Consider the following 16,342-nt stretch of genomic DNA (forward strand, 5'->3'; position numbering starts at 1 on the left):
GTTCGGCGGCACGTTCGGCGGCACCCAAGGCGGGTGCCGCCGAACGATCGTTAAGCGATTAGGCCGTCGGCCAGGGGCCCACCTTTTCCTTGTTCCGTTTCACGCCATTGACGCTCTTGCCGATGTCGGCCAGGTCGCCCACCTTGTGCACCTTGAGCAGGTTGGTCGAGCCCGCCTGTCCGGGAGGGGACCCGGCGGCAATGACCACCAGGTCGCCCTCGGTCACCAGGCCCTTGGCCAGCAGCGTGCGGTCAACTTGCTCGGTCATGGCGTCGGTGTGCTGGACGGTCGGCACCAGGACCGGCTCGATGCCCCAGGTCAGGGCCAGCTGGTTGCGCACCTGCTCCACCGGGGTGAACGCAAACACCAGCTTCGCCGGGCGCAGCCGCGAGAGGCGGCGGGCCGAGTCACCGGACTGGGTAAACGTGGCAATGTACCTTGCGTCGAGCTGGTCGGCAACCTTGACCGCGGCGGCCGTGATGACACCACCGCGCGTCCTGGGCTCGGAGCCAAGCTTGGGAATGCGCTGCAGCCCCTCCTTTTCGGTGGCCTCGATGATCCGGGCCATCGTCTTGACGGTCTCAATGGGGAACTTGCCCACGCTGGTCTCGCCCGAGAGCATGACGGCGTCGGCCCCGTCGAGGACGGCGTTGGCGCAGTCGGAGGCCTCGGCCCGCGTCGGGCGCGGGTTCTCGATCATGGACTCGAGCACCTGCGTGGCCACGATCACCGGCTTCGCCCAGCGGCGGGCCAGCTCCACGCACTGCTTTTGCACCAGCGGGACCTCTTCCAGCGGAAGTTCCACGCCCAAGTCGCCGCGGGCCACCATGATCGCATCAAATGCGTCGATGATCGCCTCGAGGTGCTCCACGGCCTGCGGCTTTTCAATCTTGGCAATCACCGGAACTCGCCGGCCGGCCTCGTCCATGATCTCGTGCACGCGCTCGATGTCGGACGCATCGCGCACAAACGACAACGCGACCAGGTCCACGCCGCACTTCAGCGCCCAGCGCAGGTCGGCCTCGTCCTTTTCGCTCAGGGCGGGGACGTTGACGGCCACGCCGGGGAGGTTGATGCCCTTGTTGTTGGACACCCGGCCCGGGACGGTCACCACGGTGACCACCTTGACGCTGTCCACGGCCGTGGCACGCAATGACACCTTGCCGTCATCAATCAACAGGGTGTCGCCCACGTTGACGTCCTCGGTCAGCGAGCTGAGCGTGGTGGAGCAAATGTCCTTCGTGCCGGGGACGTCCTCGGTGGTGATGGTGAAAACGTCGCCCACGGCCAAATCGTGGCCCTCACCGTTGGCGAAGCGGCCCAGCCGAATCTTTGGCCCCTGCAGGTCCGCCATGATGGCGACGGTCTTGTGCAGTTCGGCGGAGGCCTTGCGCACATTGTCAAAAGTGATTTGGTGCACGGCGTAGTCGCCGTGGCTCATGTTCATGCGGGCGACATTGACGCCGGCGTCCAGCACCGCAAGTGTGTTTTCGTAGCTGGCGATGGCCGGCCCGAACGTAGCCACAATTTTTGCGCGTCTCAATTTACCTACCTATTGGTGTGGTTGACAGTGGATATCCATGGTCCCGGTTCAAGCCTAGCCGCTCGCTAGTTCACACCGATAGCCGAGTCGCTGGGTGAGACGGGGGCCGGTAGAAAAGTCTCCCCCATCAGGAACTTGTCGACGGCGGCCGCACACGAGCGCCCCTCCGCGATCGCCCACACGATCAGCGACTGGCCGCGCCCGGCATCCCCGGCGGCAAACACGCCGGACCGGCTCGTCATGTAGTAGCCGTCCCGGCCAATATTGGCCCGGCCGTCCAGCTCCACCGGCAGCTGCCGGGTTAGCTCGGCCGTCTCCGGGCCGGTGAAGCCCAGCGAAAGCAGGACCAGGTCCGCCGGGATGACCCGCTCCGTTCCCGCCTTGGGCAGCCGCTTGCCGTCCACGTACTCGGTCTCGGCGATCTTCAGCCCCGTCAGCACGCCGTTCTCGCCGATGAATTCGACCGTGGACGCCAGGAAGGTTCGCTCCCCGCCTTCCTCGTGCGCGCTGGCCACCTCGAACAGGTTCGGGAACGTCGGCCACGGCTGGGCCGGGGTGCGCTCCAGCGGCGGCTRCTTGCCGATGGCCAGCGTGGTCACCGACAGCGCCTGCTGGCGGTGCGCGGTGCCCAGGCAGTCCGCTCCGGTGTCGCCGCCGCCGAGGATCACCACGTGCTTGCCGCGGGCGTCGATCCGGCCCTCCACCTCGTCCCCCGCTACCACCTTGTTGGACTGGACCAGGTAGTCCATGGCGAAGTGCACGCCGGTGAGCCCGCGGCCCGGGATGGGCAGGTCCCGCGGCACGGTGGCCCCGGTGGTGATGATGACGGCGTCGTAGCGCCGGCGCAGCTCCTCCCACCCAATGTCGGCGCCGACCTCGATGCCGGGCCGGAAGCGGGTGCCTTCGGCGACCATCTGTTCCAGGCGGCGGTCCAGCTTTTCCTTCTCCAGCTTGAAGTCGGGAATCCCGTAGCGCAGCAGGCCCCCGATCCTGTCATCGCGCTCGTACACCGCCACGGTATGGCCGGTGCGGGTCAGCTGCTGGGCGGCGGCCATCCCGGCCGGGCCGGAGCCGACGACGGCGACGGTCTTGCCGGTGAGCCGGGCCGGCGGCAGCGGGTGCACCCAGTCCGCATCGAAGGCCTCGTCAATGATCGAGACCTCCACCTGCTTGATGGTGACCGCGGGCTGGTTGATGCCCAGCACACAGGCGGTTTCGCATGGGGCGGGGCAGAGCCGGCCGGTGAACTCCGGGAAGTTGTTCGTCGAATGCAGCCGCTCGACGGCGTCCTGGCCCTTGTCCCGCCAGGTGAGGTCGTTCCATTCCGGGATCAGGTTCCCCAGCGGGCAGCCCTGGTGGCAGAACGGCACGCCGCAATCCATGCACCGGCCGGCCTGGGCCTGCAGGACGCCCTTTTCCTGGGCCTCATACACCTCCTTCCAGTCCATGATCCGGACCGGGACGGGCCGGCGGGTCTGGGTGATGCGTTCCCTGTTCTTCAAAAAGCCGCGCGGATCAGCCACCGGTAACCTCCAAGATCTTCTGCCACACGGTGGCGCCGTCCGGGTCCTCGCCCAGCTCGGCCGCCGCGAGGCGGGTTTCCAAAACTGCCGCGTAGTCGCGCGGGAGCGCCTTGGTCAGGCGCGCCACGGTGGCGGGGAAATCGGCCAGCAGTCCCGCGGCCACCGCGGACCCCGTCTCCTGGCGGTGCTTGACCAACAGGGCGTGGACGATGGCCTCGTCCTCGGCGTCGAGGGCCATCAGCGACAACTCCCCCGAATCCAGCGCCGCCTTGTTGACGCGCCCGGGCGCCAGGTCGAGCACGAAGGCGGTGCCCCCGGACATGCCGGCGCCAAAGTTGCGCCCGGTGGGGCCCAGGATGAGCGCCTGGCCGCCGGTCATGTACTCGCAGCCGTGGTCGCCGATGCCTTCCACCACGGCGGTGGCGCCGGAGTTCCTGACCAGGAAGCGTTCGCCCACCTGGCCGCACAGGAACATTTCCCCGCTCGTGGCGCCGTAGCCGATCACATTGCCGGCGATGACGTTCTCCGCGGCCGTGAACGTGTTGGCCCGGTCCGGGCGTACCGTGATCCGGCCACCGGAGAGCCCCTTGCCGACGTAGTCGTTGGCGTCGCCGAACAGCCGCAGCGTCACCCCGGCCGGCAGGAACGCGCCCAGGGACTGGCCGGCCTGCCCGGTCAGCGTGACGTCGATGGTGTCCGGGCCCAGCACGTCGACGCCGAACGTCCGGGTGACGTGGTGGCCGAGCAGCGTGCCCACGGAGCGGTCGGTGTTGACCACCGGGACGCTGATCTTCACGGGCGTGCGGTCGCCCAGGGCCTCGGCGCTCATGGTGAGCAGCTGCTGGTCAAAGTGCTTGTCCAGCTCGTGGTTTTGCGTGGTCAGGCTGCGCACCGGCGTGCCCGGCACCACCCCGGCGTCGGAAATGATGGGGGTCAAATCCAGCCCCTCGGTCTTCCAGTGGTTTACGGCCTGGCGGACATCGAGCACGTCCGCGTGGCCGATGGCCTCCTCCAGCGTCCGGAACCCGAGGCCCGCGAGGATCTCGCGCACCTCCTCGGCCAGGAACTCGAAGAAGTTCACCACAAATTCGGGCTTGCCGCTGAAGCGCTTGCGCAGCTCCGGGTTTTGCGTGGCCACGCCCACCGGGCAGGTGTCCAGGTGGCACACGCGCATCATGACGCAGCCGGAGACCACCAGCGGGGCCGTGGCGAAGCCGTATTCCTCGGCGCCCAGCAGCGCGGCCACCACCACGTCGCGGCCGGTCTTGAGCTGCCCGTCGACCTGGACCACCACCCGCTCGCGCAGCCCGTTCAGGCGCAGCGTCTGCTGGGTCTCGGCCAGGCCCAGTTCCCAGGGCATGCCGGCGTGCTTGAGCGAGTTCAGCGGGCTGGCGCCGGTGCCGCCGTCGTGCCCGGAGACCAGCACGACGTCGGCCTTGGCCTTGGTCACGCCGGCCGCCACCGTGCCAATCCCCATCTCGGAGACGAGCTTGACGTGCACCCGGGCCGTGGGGTTGGCCCGCTTGAGGTCGTAGATCAGCTGCGCGAGGTCCTCAATGGAATAGATGTCATGGTGCGGGGGCGGGGAGATCAGCCCGACCCCCGGGGTGGAGTGCCGGGTCTCGGCAATCCACGGGTAGACCTTCTTGGCCATGAGCTGCCCGCCCTCCCCCGGCTTGGCGCCCTGGGCCATCTTGATCTGGATGTCGGTGGCGTTGCTCAGGTACAAGCTGGTGACGCCGAAGCGGCCCGAGGCCACCTGCTTGATGGCGGAGCGGCGCTGCGGATCCAGGAGCCGATCGACGTCCTCGCCGCCCTCGCCGGTGTTGGACTTGGCGCCCAGCCGGTTCATGGCGATGGCCAGGGTCTCGTGCGCTTCCTGGGAGATGGAGCCGTAGCTCATGGCACCGGTGCAAAAACGCTTCACAATCGAGGCGACCGGCTCCACCTCGGCGAGCGGGACCGGCGGGCGCTGCCCGTCCTTGAACTGGAGCAGCCCGCGGAAGGTCATGAGCCGGCCCGCCTGCTCGTCGATGCCCTGCGTGTACTTCTTGAAAATGTCGTAGCGGCGTTCGCGCGTGGCGTGCTGGAGGCGGAACACGGTATCCGGGTTGAACAGGTGCGGTTCGCCGTCGCGGCGCCACTGGTACTCGCCGCCGCCCTGGAGCGGGCGGTGCGGGACGTCCACGCCGTCGACCGGGTAGGCCAGGGTGTGCCGGGCGGCCACCTCCGCGGCGATCACGTCCAGCCCGACGCCGCCAAGCTGGGAGACCGTGCCGGTGAAGTAGTCATCGACCAGTTCCTGGGACAGGCCCAATGCCTCAAAGGTCTGGGCGCCGCAATAGGAGGCGACCGTGGAGATGCCCATCTTGGACATGATCTTCAGCACGCCCTTGCCCAGCCCCTTGATCAGGTTTGCCACGGCGGTCTCGGCGGTGACCCCGGAAACGTCGCCGGAACGGACCAGCTCCTCGACCGATTCCATGGCCAGGTACGGGTTGACGGCCGCCGCGCCATAGCCGATCAGCACGGCCACATGGTGGACCTCGCGCACGTCGCCGGCCTCCACGACCAGGGAGATTTTGGTGCGGTTGGCGCTGCGCAGCAGGTGGTGGTGGACGGCGCTGAGCAGCAGCAGGGACGGGATGGGCGCCCACGCCGCGGAGGAGTCCCGGTCCGACAGCACCACGAACTGCACGCCGCGGTTGATGGCGCCGGAGACCTGTTCACAGATCTCGGTAAGCCGGGAACGCAACGCCGCCTCGCCGCCGTCGATCTTGTACAGGCCGCGCACCTTCATCGCGATGCGCTCCCCGCCGGTGCCGTCGCTGTTCGCGGGGGCCTCGATGTTGGCGATCTTGGCCAGTTCGTCGTTGTTGATCACCGGGAAGGTCAGGGCCACCTGCGGCGCCTTGACCTTGGCTTGGGAGAGCAGGTTCCCCAGCGGGCCGATGGTGGTGTTCAGGGACGTGACGAGCTCTTCCCGGATGGCGTCCAGCGGCGGGTTGGTCACCTGGGCGAAGGACTGCACAAAGTAGTCGAAGAGCAGCCGCGGGCGCGAGGACAGCACGGCCACCGGGGTGTCGGTGCCCATGGCGCCCAGCGGTTCCCCGCCGGTCTGGGCCATGGGGCCGAGCAGGATCTTCAGTTCCTCGGTGGTGTAGCCGAAGGTGCGCTGGCGGTGGACGACGGAGGCGCTGGTGTGGACCACGTGTTCGCGCTCGGGCAAATCGGCCAGGCGGATGGTGTTTTCCCTGGCCCACTCGGCCCAGGGCTTGGCGGCGGCAATCTGCGCCTTGACCTCCTCATCGCCCACCAGCCGCCCGTTCTCGGTGTCCACCAGGAACATCTTGCCCGGGGCGACGCGGCCCTTCGCCACGATCCGCGCGGGGTCGATGTCCAGCACGCCCACCTCGGAGGCAAAGACGACCAGGCCGTCCTCGGTGACCCAGTAGCGGCCGGGGCGCAGCCCGTTGCGGTCCAGCGTGGCGCCCACCAGCGTGCCGTCGGTGAAGGACACCGCGGCCGGCCCGTCCCACGGCTCCATCAGCAGCGAGTGGTACGCGTAAAACGCCTTGCGGGCCGGGTCCATGGTGGCGTGGTTTTCCCACGCCTCGGGGATCATCATCATGATGGCCTCGGTGATGGGCCGACCGGAGAGCCACAGCAGCTCGGCCACCTCGTCAAAGGAGGCGGAGTCCGAGGCGCCCGGGGTGCAGATCGGGAACAGCTCCTCCGGCGCGTCGCCCAGCAGCGGATGCGACATGGTGGACTGCCGCGCCCGCATCCAGTTCCGGTTTCCCTTGACCGTGTTGATCTCGCCGTTGTGCGCGATGGTGCGGAACGGCTGGGCCAGCGGCCAGGAGGGAAAGGTGTTGGTGGAGAAGCGCGAGTGCACCACGGCCAGGCGGGAGGCGAACCGGGCATCGGAGAGGTCCGGATAGAACGGCTCCACCTGGGCCGTGGTGAGCATGCCCTTGTAGACGATCGTCTTGGACGAGAGGGACGGGAAGTACACACCAAACTTGTGTTGGGCGCGCTTGCGCAGGCGGAACGCCTTCGCGTCCAGGACGTTGGTTCCGGGCGTCCCTGCCGCCGCACCGTCGAGGGTCACGAACAGTTGGGAAAAATGCGGCATGCAGGAGCGGGCCATGGCGCCGACGAGGCCGGCCACGACCGGCACCTCGCGCCAGCCCAGGACCGTGAGCCCCTCACTTCCGGCCAGCGCCTCGACGCCGGCGCGGGTGGCGGCCAGCTCCTTGGCCTCGACGGGCAGGAACGCCGTGCCGACGGCGTACTCCCCCGCCGCGGGCAGCCCGAAGGCGGTGACGGCCCGGAAGAATTCGTCGGGGATCTGCGTCAGGATGCCGGCGCCGTCGCCGGTGCCCTCGTCGGCGCCCACGGCGCCGCGGTGTTCCAGGTTGCGCAGGGCCACGAGGGCGGATTGCACAATGTCGTGCCCGGGCGTGCCGCGCAGCGTGGCCACAATGGCCAGCCCGCAGGCATCCTTTTCCTGCTCGGGCCGGTAGAGGCCCGCCCGGGCGGGCAGGGCGGCGAACCGCGTGAAGGGGGACAGCGCCCGCTCCGTCACGGCCGCGGTGCCGTCGCCAAGCGCGCCGACGTGGGGTGTGCGCGAGTGTGCGGCGCGGGAGTGCGCCGGGTGAGGCTGCGGCATTGCCGCCTGTGACTTGCGAGTCATGACGTAAACGTCCTTCCCCTGGCTAAGCGTGTGGAGGGGACGACACCGGCCCTGATGCTCCGGGCATGGGCCCGGAACAGATGTTGCACTGCGGCCCCGCCTTCCGCGGCTTTCCGCGGAGAACGACGCCGCTACCCACTGCGCACTTTTTGTACACATGCATCCCACCCAGCCATGAATCTCACATGGCTAGTGCAGATGCACAACGAGTCCCCAAACGTTGCAAGGACCCCCCGTGGAGGCGATTCTCACTATATAAGCCAGCCCCGGGCGCTGCACATATCAATCTCATTAAGTGACATTATCTGCACGATCCGTCATAAATTTAACGGCGCATGAAAAAACCGCTGCCGGACGCCCCTTCAGGCGGCCGGCAGCGGCCGGGACATTCGTTGGGAGCGCCTAAGCGTCGGGCGTGGCCCGGGGATCGGCCGGCGTGGCATCGCCCGCATCGGCGGCCGGCCCGGCGCCCGTCTCCGGGCCGTCGCCGGCGGCCGGCCCGGCGGCCGTCTCCGGGCCGTCGGTCTGCTCGGCCTCCGTCCGGGCTGCCCGTTCCGCCCCGGGCAGCAGCACCGACTCGCTGACCGTTCCCCGCCGCACAAAGGTCAGGATAAGGAACGCCACCAGGGCGCCGGCAAATACCAGCAAGCTGGTCCACACGTTCAGGCGGGCGGTGACGCCGAAGAAGGTGATGAGTTCGGCATCGTCGATGCGCAGCATCTCAATCCAGACGCGTCCGGCCGTGTAGATCATGGCGTACAGCAGGAAGAGGCGGCCGCGTCGCAGCCGGAACCTGCGGTCGATCAGCAGCAACGCCGCCACGCCCACGAGGTTCCAGAGGCATTCGTAGAGGAACGTCGGGTGGAACAAGGTGTCGGGGGTGAAGCCGGTGGGTACAAACTGCGGGTCCACCTGCAGGCCCCAAGGCAGGGTGGTGGGCCCGCCAAACAGCTCCTGGTTGAAGTAGTTTCCCCATCGGCCAAGGGCCTGGGCCAGCAGGATGCCGGGGGCGGCGGCGTCGATGAACGACGACAGCTTCACCCCGGCCCGCCGGCAGCCGATCCAGGCGCCGATGACGCCCAGGACCACGGCGCCCCAGATGCCCAGCCCGCCCAGCCAGATCTGCGGGATCAGCCAGAGGTTGCCCTGGCCGTTGTAGCCGGGCCCAAAGTAGGCGTCCGGGGAGGAAAACACGTGGTAGAGCCGGCCGCCGATGATGCCGAACGGGATGGCCCAGATGGCGATATCCCAGATGGAGCCATCGGGACCGCCGCGGCGCTTCCACCGGATGTTCGTCAGCCACAGCGCGGCCACGATCCCGGCCAGGATGCACAGGGCATAGGCGTGGATGCGCAGCGGTCCGACGTCGAACCCGGACCAGCCGGGGGCCGGGATGGCCGCGCCGACCGCGGACGAGACGGCGTGCGGGAGCGCTGCGGACAAAAGTGCCGTTGAAATCACTGGGACCTATGCTTCCGTTGTGGGGGCGGGGGCGGCATCGGGGGCAAAGCCGCCACTGAGTTCCTTCGCAAGGGCACCCACGGCGTCCACGCCGCCGTCACGCAGGGCCGCAACGAGGGCCGTGCCCACGATGACGCCGTCGGCGTAGGCGGCTATCTCGCGCACGTGCCGCGGCGCGGAGACCCCGAGCCCCACGCAGGCACGTTCGGCGCCGGCGGCGTGGGCCGCGGCCACCACGGCCTCGGCAGCGCTGGACACCGAGGTCCGTGCCCCCGTGACCCCCATGATGGACACGGCGTACACGAATCCCCGGGTGGCCGCCACGGTCATGGCGACACGCTCCGGGGTGGACGACGGTGCCACCAGAAAGACCCGGTCCAGCCCGTACTTATCGGAGGCGGCAAACCATTCGGCGGCCTCGTCCGGGATCAGGTCCGGGGTGATGAGACCGGCCCCCCCGGCCTCGGCCAGGCGGCGGGAAAACTCGTCAACGCCCATGCGCAGCACCGGGTTCCAGTACGTCATGACCAGCACGGCGGCGTCCGTCTCGGCCGTGACGGCGGCGACGATGTCGAAGACGTCGGCCACCCGGAAGCCATTGGCCAGGGCCTCGGTGGTGGCGGCCTGGATGACGGCACCGTCCATGACGGGGTCGGAATAGGGGATGCCGATCTCGATGATGTCGGCACCATTGCGCGCCACGGCGATGGCGGCGTCAATGGACGTTTGCTTGTCCGGGAACCCGGCGGGCAAATAGGCGATGAGCGCCTTCCGGCCGGCGGCCTTGGCGCGGTCGATGGCGGCCGCGGACTTGCTGGCGAAGACCTGCTGGGTCGATGTGTCACTCATGGGTGGCGTCCTTCGCGTCCGAGCCCGACTGTTCGGAACCATGGGGGTGGGGGGCCCGGGTCGAGAGCGTGGTGCCCAGGACGTGCCCATGCTCATCGAGCATGCCGAACCACTCGGCGGCCGTTTCCACGTCCTTGTCACCGCGGCCGGAGAGGTTGACGACGATGACGACGTCCTGCGGCGCGGCGGCCTTCGCGGTGAGCCGCCGGCCCACCTTCATGGCCCCGGCAAGCGCATGGGAGGACTCGATGGCCGGGATGATGCCCTCGGTGCGGCAGAGCAGCTTGAACGCGTCCATGGCCTCGGCGTCGGTGATCGGTTCGTAGGTGACCCGACCGATGTCGTGCAGATAGGAGTRTTCCGGGCCGACGCCGGGGTAGTCCAGCCCGGCGGAGATGGAGTGGGACTCGATGGTCTGGCCGTCGTCGTCCTGCATCAGGTAGGACTTTGCCCCGTGCAGCACGCCGGGGCGTCCCAGTGTGATGGTGGCCGCGTGGCGGCCGGTCTCCACGCCGTCGCCGCCGGCCTCAAAACCATAGATCAACACGTCTGGGTCGTCGAGGAAGCCGTGGAAGATGCCGATGGCGTTGGAGCCGCCGCCGATGCAGGCGCACACGGCGTCGGGCAGCCGGCCGGTTGCCGCCAGGATCTGGGCGCGGGCCTCCTCCCCGATGACCTCGTGGAAGAAGCGCACCATGGCCGGGAACGGGTGCGCCCCGGCGGCGGTACCCAGCAGGTAGTGGGTGGTCTCGACGTTGGCAACCCAGTCGCGCAGGGCGTCGTTGATGGCGTCCTTGAGCGTCTGCGAGCCGTTGGTCACGGGCACCACGCGGGCGCCCAGGAGCTGCATGCGGGCCACGTTCAGCGACTGGCGGCGGCAGTCCTCGGCACCCATGTACACGACGCATTCGAGCCCGAGCAGGGCCGCCGCGGTGGCGCTGGCCACCCCGTGCTGGCCGGCACCGGTCTCGGCGATGATGCGTGTCTTGCCCATGCGCTTGGCGAGCAGGGCCTGCCCCAGCACATTGTTGATCTTGTGGGAGCCGGTGTGGTTGAGGTCCTCGCGCTTGAGGAAGATCCTGGCCCCGCCGGCGTGGGCGCCGAACCGCTTGGCCTCGGTGAGCAGCGACGGCCGGCCGGAGTAGTTCTTGTTCAGCTCGGCCACCTCGGCGAGGAACTCCGGGTCCACCCGGGCCTTCTCAAAGGTGTCCTCGAGCTCGTCCAGGGCCGCGATCAGCGACTCCGGCATCCACCGCCCGCCGTAGCTGCCAAAGTACGGCCCCGGTGCGTGCCGCAGCGAGGGCGACGGGGCGCTGTCGGGCCGGGGGGCGCCGCCGGAAAGGAATGCCGTGGCGGGATCGAGCATGTCCGCCGGTTCTGAAGACGAATCTGCAGGCACATGAGCCATCAGTTCCACCGTCCTGTTCGTAATTGATCGTGCACAAAATGTCTAGGTACGCGCACCGGTCCTGGCTGGGCCTAGCGGGTGCTGATCGACGGGTTCTTGATTGCCCGGGCGCCAACGGTCCGGAATTCGGTGATGCGCTCCAGCGGGGTCGCGTCCGTCACCAGGGCCTCGCCCACGAGCACCGCGTTGGCGCCGTGGGAGGCATAGTGGCCGACGTCGGCGGCGTCGCGCACGCCGGATTCGGCCACCAGGAGGGGGCCGGGGGCAACAGTGCCGGCCAGCGCCGCAAAAACACCCCGATCCACGTCGAGGGTCTTAAGGTTGCGGACGTTGATGCCGATGATCTTCGCGCCAACGGCCACGGCGCGGGCAATTTCCCCGGCCGTGTGGGTCTCCACGAGGGCGTTCATGCCCAGCCGGTGGGTCAGGGCCAGGTAGTCGCGCAATTCCTCGTCGGTGAGGGCCGCGACGATCAACAGGGCCAGGTCAGCGCCGTGGGCGCGGGCCTCCCAGATCATGTACGGGTCGCACGTGAAGTCCTTGCGCAGGACGGGGATCTCGACCGCGTCCCGGACCGCGTCCAGATCCGCCAGGGACCCGCCGAAGCGGCGCTCCTCGGTCAGGACGCTGATGACGGAGGCGCCGCCGTTGCCGTACTGCCGGGCAAGGGCGGCGGGGTCGGTGATGCCGGCGAGGTCGCCCTTGGACGGGCTGCGCCGCTTGACCTCCGCGATGACCTTCAGCTCAGCACGCACGGGGTCGTTGCCGCCCAGCGCCGCATAGGCGTCCAGGGGTGGCGGCGTCCGCGCGATCCGATCGGCCAGCTCGGCCAGGCTCACGGTCTGTTGGCGGGCGGCCAGGTCCTCACGGACACCGTCGATGATGTCCTGCAGTACGCTCACGGTTAGTGGCCGGTGTTCTTCAGCTTGCTTCCGCCCACGCCGTAGCCGGCGGCCTTCATGGCGATCCCGACGACCAGGCCGATGAAGATCACGCCCACGCCAGCCCAGAACACGACGGTGGCGGCCGGGCCGATGACGAACGCGACGCAGCCGATGATGGTGCCAAGCAGCATGATCGCCACGCAGGTCCACGCCGCGGGGCTGTTCCCGTGGCCCAGGTCAATGCTGTGGTCCATCGGCTCCTCCGTACGAACGGTGGTCGACGTGGCGGCTGACTTGTTGCTCATGTAAATCTCCCTTTGGTGCGGATGCTCAAATACATTCTGCCATTAGTTCCCCATGGAAGCCGAAACCCCGCACCCCGGTGACGCGGACAGCGCTTTTGAGGGGTTGGGTTGGGGCGCGCGGGGGTTTAGGACGTGGGGTCCTCGCCGCGGCTGAGCCGGTCCCAGCTGTCGATCTCATCGACCGGACCAGTGCGGGGCCCGGCGGCCTGCGAGGCCGGGCCGGGAGCGGCGTCGTACTTGGTGCGCACACTCCAGCCCCTGCCCACCCAGAGAATCAACGCGGCCGCCAGGGCCAGGACCGCGGCGGCGGCGACCGCAAGGAGCGGGAACACCGTGGCGGTGGCGTTGCTGGCCGTGCCGACGACGCCGGTGGCCGTGCCCACCTGGCCCATGGCCGCGGTGGAGGGGTCCGCCAGCACGCCCAGGACGACGGCGATGATCCCGGCCGCGCTGAGCAGGACGATGGCGCAGGTGATGATTCGCGCGATTTTCCCGGCGATGGTGGTGGCCAGGGCGCCGGCCAGGGCCACGAGCGCCAGCGCGGAGACCGAGACGGCAGCCTTGCTGCCGGCGATGTCCAGGTCGGCCTGCTGGACCTCGCCCGGGGCCAGGGCCACATGGATCCATGTCTGCGTGGTGGTGCCGAAAACGGCCAGGGCGGCCAGGATGGCGACCAGGACCAGCACGGACTTGCGCCGCCACCACGGGGTGCGCGGGGCAGCCGGTGTTCCCGCCGGCCGGGAGTGCGGAATCGGGGTGGTGTCGGCGTCGGTCATTTCTGGCTCCCAACGGTTTGGGTCGCGGTTGCTTGCCCCGCGGAGGGGTCGGCGGCTGCCTCATCCAGGTCGCGCAGGGACGCGGCCGCATGGACGGCGCGCAGTGGGGCGGCGGCCTTGTTCACCGTTTCCTGCGCCTCGGTTTCATTCACGGAGTCCGCCACGATCCCGCCGCCGGCCTGCACGTACGCCGTGCCGTCCTTCAGCAGTGCGGAGCGGATGGCGATGGCCATGTCCATGTCGCCGGCAAAGTCCAGGTAGCCCACCACCCCGCCGTAGATGCCGCGGCGATGCGGTTCCAGCTCGTCGAGCAGGCGCAGGGCCCGCGGCTTGGGCGCACCGGAGAGCGTTCCGGCGGGGAACGTGGCGGCCAGGACGTCGTAGGCGCTCTTGTCCTTGCGGAGGGTGCCGACCACGGTGGAGACCAGGTGCATGATGTGGCTGAACCGTTCAACCTCCATGAACTGGGTGACGTCCACGGTGCCGGGCTCGCACACCTTGGACAGGTCATTGCGGGAGAGATCCACGAGCATCAGGTGCTCGGAGCGCTCCTTGGCGTCGGCCAGCAGGTCCCTGGCCATGAACTTGTCGTCCTCGGTGGTCCTGCCGCGCGGCCGGGATCCGGCGATGGGGTGGGTGATGACTTCCTCGCCGGTGACGGTGACCAGCGCCTCCGGGGACGAACCCACGATCGAGTAGGGCGCACCGTTGGCGTCCTCAAAGCTGTACAGGTACATGTACGGGCTGGGGTTGGTGGTGCGCAGCACCCGGTACACGTCCAGGGCGGGGGCCCCGCAGGCCATTTCAAAGCGGCGGGAGATGACCACCTGGAACACCTCGCCGTCAACGATCGCCTCCTTGCCGCGGTCGATGGCCTTGAGGTAGTCGTTGCGGTCCCACCGCTCGTGCACGCTGTCGGCAAAGGAGGCCGCGGGGGTGTCCATGACGGACATGGGCTGCGCGACCGGTGCCTTCAACCGCTCCACCATGGCGCGGACGCGGGCGACGGCGTCATGCCAGGCGGCGTCGACGTTGTCGTCGGTGCCGTTTTGGTTGATGGCGTTGGCGATCAACGCCACCGTGCCCTCCGTGTTGTCGTGGACGGCCATGTCCGCGACCAGGTTCAGGGCCAGTTCCGGCAGCAGCAGGTCATCCACGGGCGGTGCCGGCAACTTTTCCCAGTGCCGCACGGACTCCCACCCCACGAAGCCCACCAGTCCGGAGGTGAACGGCGGCAGCCCGTCGAAGCGTTCGGTGGCCAGGGCCCGCAGCGTCGCGGCGACGGCGTCGACCGGGTTGCCGGCCAGCGGCACGCCCACGGGCGGCTCCCCCTGCCAGAACGCCCCGCCGTCGCGGGTGGTCAGCGTGGCGCTGGAGCGCACGCCGATGAACGAATAGCGCGACCACACGCCGCCGGCGGCGGCCGACTCCATCAAGAATGTGCCCGGCGCGCCGGCGGCCAGGGTGCGGTAGAGGCCGATGGGCGTTTGCGCGTCGACCAGGACCTTGAGCCGGACCGGGATGACGCGCCGGGTGCGGGCAAGCTCCCGGAACTCGTCGAGGCTGGGGCTGATGACACCTAGATCTTGCATGAAATGAGCGTACTTTCCTTCGTGCGGGTGAACCGGGAGGTGATGGGGCAGGCGTCAGTCGCCGCGGCCGCCCACCACGGCGGCAAGGTCTCGGCCGTCAAAGCAGGTGTGCGTGCCGGTGTGGCAGGCGGCGCCCACCTGGTCGACGGCAATCAGGAGGGCGTCCCCGTCACAGTCCAGCGCCACCGACTTGACGAACTGGACGTGGCCGGAGGTGTCGCCCTTGCGCCAATACTCCTGCCGGGACCGGGAAAAGAACGTGACCCGGCCCGTGGTCAGCGTCCGGTGCAGCGCCTCGTCGTCCATCCAGCCGAGCATGAGCACCTCGCGGCTGTCGAATTGCTGGATGACGGCGGCGACCAGGCCGGCGGCGTCCCGCTTCAGGCGGGCGGCAAGGTGCGCGGGCAGCTCGGCGGGGGTGTCCCCGGGCGCGGCGGGGGACTCTGGCTGGGGTTCTGGATCGTGCAACATTAGGGCCAATTCTAGTGCCAGCGGCACCGCCTCCGGGCCAAAACCGGCGGCGGGCCCCGCTATTGGCGAACAAGCCATGAGATTCCGGCGGTTCAAGCTGCAAAGGGGCGCAAATACATGCTAATTTCACAAGTGATGCAATTTGTAGAACCATCCCGTGAAGTCCTTGCCGAGACCCTGCTGGCCGCCGGTCCCGGAGCGGAAACACTGTGTGCAGGATGGCGAACTCAGGAACTGGCCGCACACCTCTACCTGCGCGAACACAGCCCCAAGGTGGGCCTCGGCCTGCTGATCAGGCCCTGGCACAAGGTCTCCGACAAAGCCACCGCCGACCTGGCCGCCACGGCCGGCACCCCGGAGGGATTTGCCCGGCTCGTGGACAAGTTCCGGGCCGGCCCGCCCAAGTTGTCGCCGCTGGCGATCCGGGCCGTGGACCACATCGCCAATCTCACCGAATTCTTTGTTCACACCGAGGACATCCGGCGCGCCACGGACCGCTGGGCACCGCGCGCCCTGGATGCCGACTACTCCGAGGCCCTCTGGGCGGAGCTGGTCAAGCGCGCCGCCATCTTGTACCGCAGCGTCGATCTAGGCGTGGTGTTGGTCAACCCGGCCGGTCCCCGCCATGTGGCCAAGCGCGCGCCCGTCTCGGTGGCCATCATCGGCGAGCCCGGCGAGCTGCTCATGCACGCCAACGGCCGCATCGGCCATTCGCTCGTGTCTTTCGAGGGCCGCCCCGACGCCGTCGCGCTGCTCCAGACGGCTCCCGTGGGACGGTAGCCGGCGGTTGATTCCACCAACATCGGGCTGAGCGCACCAACTTTGAACTGA

At 68.8% G+C, this 16,342-nt stretch carries 12 protein-coding genes; 1 reads left to right on the plus strand and 11 read right to left on the minus strand.

What is annotated here, in order from left to right; translation table 11 throughout:
• Positions 1-58 precede the first annotated feature (58 nt).
• From pyk to hisI, 11 genes are all read right to left on the minus strand, one after another.
• Positions 59-1,543: a pyruvate kinase gene (gene pyk / locus AB4Y80_RS14720; protein WP_442215099.1), complete on the minus strand. Its 1,485-nt coding sequence runs from the start codon at positions 1,541-1,543 to the stop codon at positions 59-61.
• A gap of 65 nt (positions 1,544-1,608) precedes the next feature.
• Positions 1,609-3,066 (minus strand): glutamate synthase subunit beta, encoded by a 1,458-nt coding sequence (locus AB4Y80_RS14725; RefSeq protein ID WP_442215100.1) that lies wholly within the window; start codon positions 3,064-3,066, stop codon positions 1,609-1,611.
• Entirely contained in the window at positions 3,059-7,765 is a 4,707-nt protein-coding gene (gene gltB, locus AB4Y80_RS14730; protein WP_442215101.1) for a glutamate synthase large subunit, read from the minus strand. Before gltB ends, AB4Y80_RS14725 begins: the two co-directional genes overlap by 8 nt.
• A 402-nt stretch (positions 7,766-8,167) precedes the next feature.
• Positions 8,168-9,223 (minus strand): prolipoprotein diacylglyceryl transferase, encoded by a 1,056-nt coding sequence (lgt, locus tag AB4Y80_RS14735; RefSeq protein WP_442215125.1) that lies wholly within the window; start codon positions 9,221-9,223, stop codon positions 8,168-8,170.
• Positions 9,224-9,232: 9 nt separating this feature from the next.
• Positions 9,233-10,075 carry a tryptophan synthase subunit alpha gene (trpA, locus tag AB4Y80_RS14740; RefSeq protein ID WP_442215102.1) on the minus strand — a complete coding sequence of 281 codons (843 nt, stop codon included), beginning with the start codon at positions 10,073-10,075 and terminating at the stop codon, positions 9,233-9,235.
• A complete protein-coding gene (gene trpB, locus AB4Y80_RS14745) occupies positions 10,068-11,441 on the minus strand; it encodes a tryptophan synthase subunit beta (protein ID WP_442215126.1) in 1,374 nt (457 codons plus the stop codon). The genes trpA and trpB overlap by 8 nt, the downstream gene beginning before the upstream one ends.
• A 113-nt stretch (positions 11,442-11,554) precedes the next feature.
• Positions 11,555-12,385: an indole-3-glycerol phosphate synthase TrpC gene (gene trpC / locus AB4Y80_RS14750; RefSeq protein WP_442215103.1), complete on the minus strand. Its 831-nt coding sequence runs from the start codon at positions 12,383-12,385 to the stop codon at positions 11,555-11,557.
• 2 nt (positions 12,386-12,387) lie between these two features.
• Positions 12,388-12,672, minus strand: a complete 285-nt coding sequence (locus AB4Y80_RS14755; protein ID WP_442215104.1) for an HGxxPAAW family protein — start codon at positions 12,670-12,672, stop codon at positions 12,388-12,390.
• 125 nt (positions 12,673-12,797) lie between these two features.
• A complete protein-coding gene (locus AB4Y80_RS14760; protein ID WP_442215105.1) occupies positions 12,798-13,448 on the minus strand; it encodes a Trp biosynthesis-associated membrane protein in 651 nt (216 codons plus the stop codon).
• Positions 13,445-15,040, minus strand: coding sequence for an anthranilate synthase component I (locus AB4Y80_RS14765; RefSeq protein ID WP_442215106.1), 1,596 nt, complete (start codon positions 15,038-15,040; stop codon positions 13,445-13,447). The genes AB4Y80_RS14760 and AB4Y80_RS14765 overlap by 4 nt, the downstream gene beginning before the upstream one ends.
• Positions 15,041-15,094: 54 nt before the next feature.
• Positions 15,095-15,511, minus strand: a complete 417-nt coding sequence (gene hisI, locus AB4Y80_RS14770) for a phosphoribosyl-AMP cyclohydrolase (protein ID WP_442215107.1) — start codon at positions 15,509-15,511, stop codon at positions 15,095-15,097.
• A gap of 135 nt (positions 15,512-15,646) precedes the next feature.
• Here hisI and AB4Y80_RS14775 point away from each other — a divergent pair, with 135 nt between their 5' ends.
• Positions 15,647-16,291: a TIGR03085 family metal-binding protein gene (locus AB4Y80_RS14775; protein ID WP_442215127.1), complete on the plus strand. Its 645-nt coding sequence runs from the start codon at positions 15,647-15,649 to the stop codon at positions 16,289-16,291.
• Positions 16,292-16,342 lie beyond the last annotated feature (51 nt).

This window comes from Specibacter sp. RAF43 (genome assembly GCF_052114065.1).
GTDB lineage: Bacteria > Actinomycetota > Actinomycetes > Actinomycetales > Micrococcaceae > Specibacter.

Coding starts and splice junctions, on each gene's coding strand:
- AB4Y80_RS14760 (WP_442215105.1), bottom strand. CDS start 13,448: ATGACCGACGCCGACACCACCCCGATTCCGCACTCCCGGCCGGCGGGA.
- AB4Y80_RS14765 (WP_442215106.1), bottom strand. CDS start 15,040: ATGCAAGATCTAGGTGTCATCAGCCCCAGCCTCGACGAGTTCCGGGAG.
- AB4Y80_RS14755 (WP_442215104.1), bottom strand. CDS start 12,672: ATGAGCAACAAGTCAGCCGCCACGTCGACCACCGTTCGTACGGAGGAG.
- AB4Y80_RS14775 (WP_442215127.1), top strand. CDS start 15,647: ATGCAATTTGTAGAACCATCCCGTGAAGTCCTTGCCGAGACCCTGCTG.
- trpA (WP_442215102.1), bottom strand. CDS start 10,075: ATGAGTGACACATCGACCCAGCAGGTCTTCGCCAGCAAGTCCGCGGCC.
- hisI (WP_442215107.1), bottom strand. CDS start 15,511: ATGTTGCACGATCCAGAACCCCAGCCAGAGTCCCCCGCCGCGCCCGGG.
- gltB (WP_442215101.1), bottom strand. CDS start 7,765: ATGACTCGCAAGTCACAGGCGGCAATGCCGCAGCCTCACCCGGCGCAC.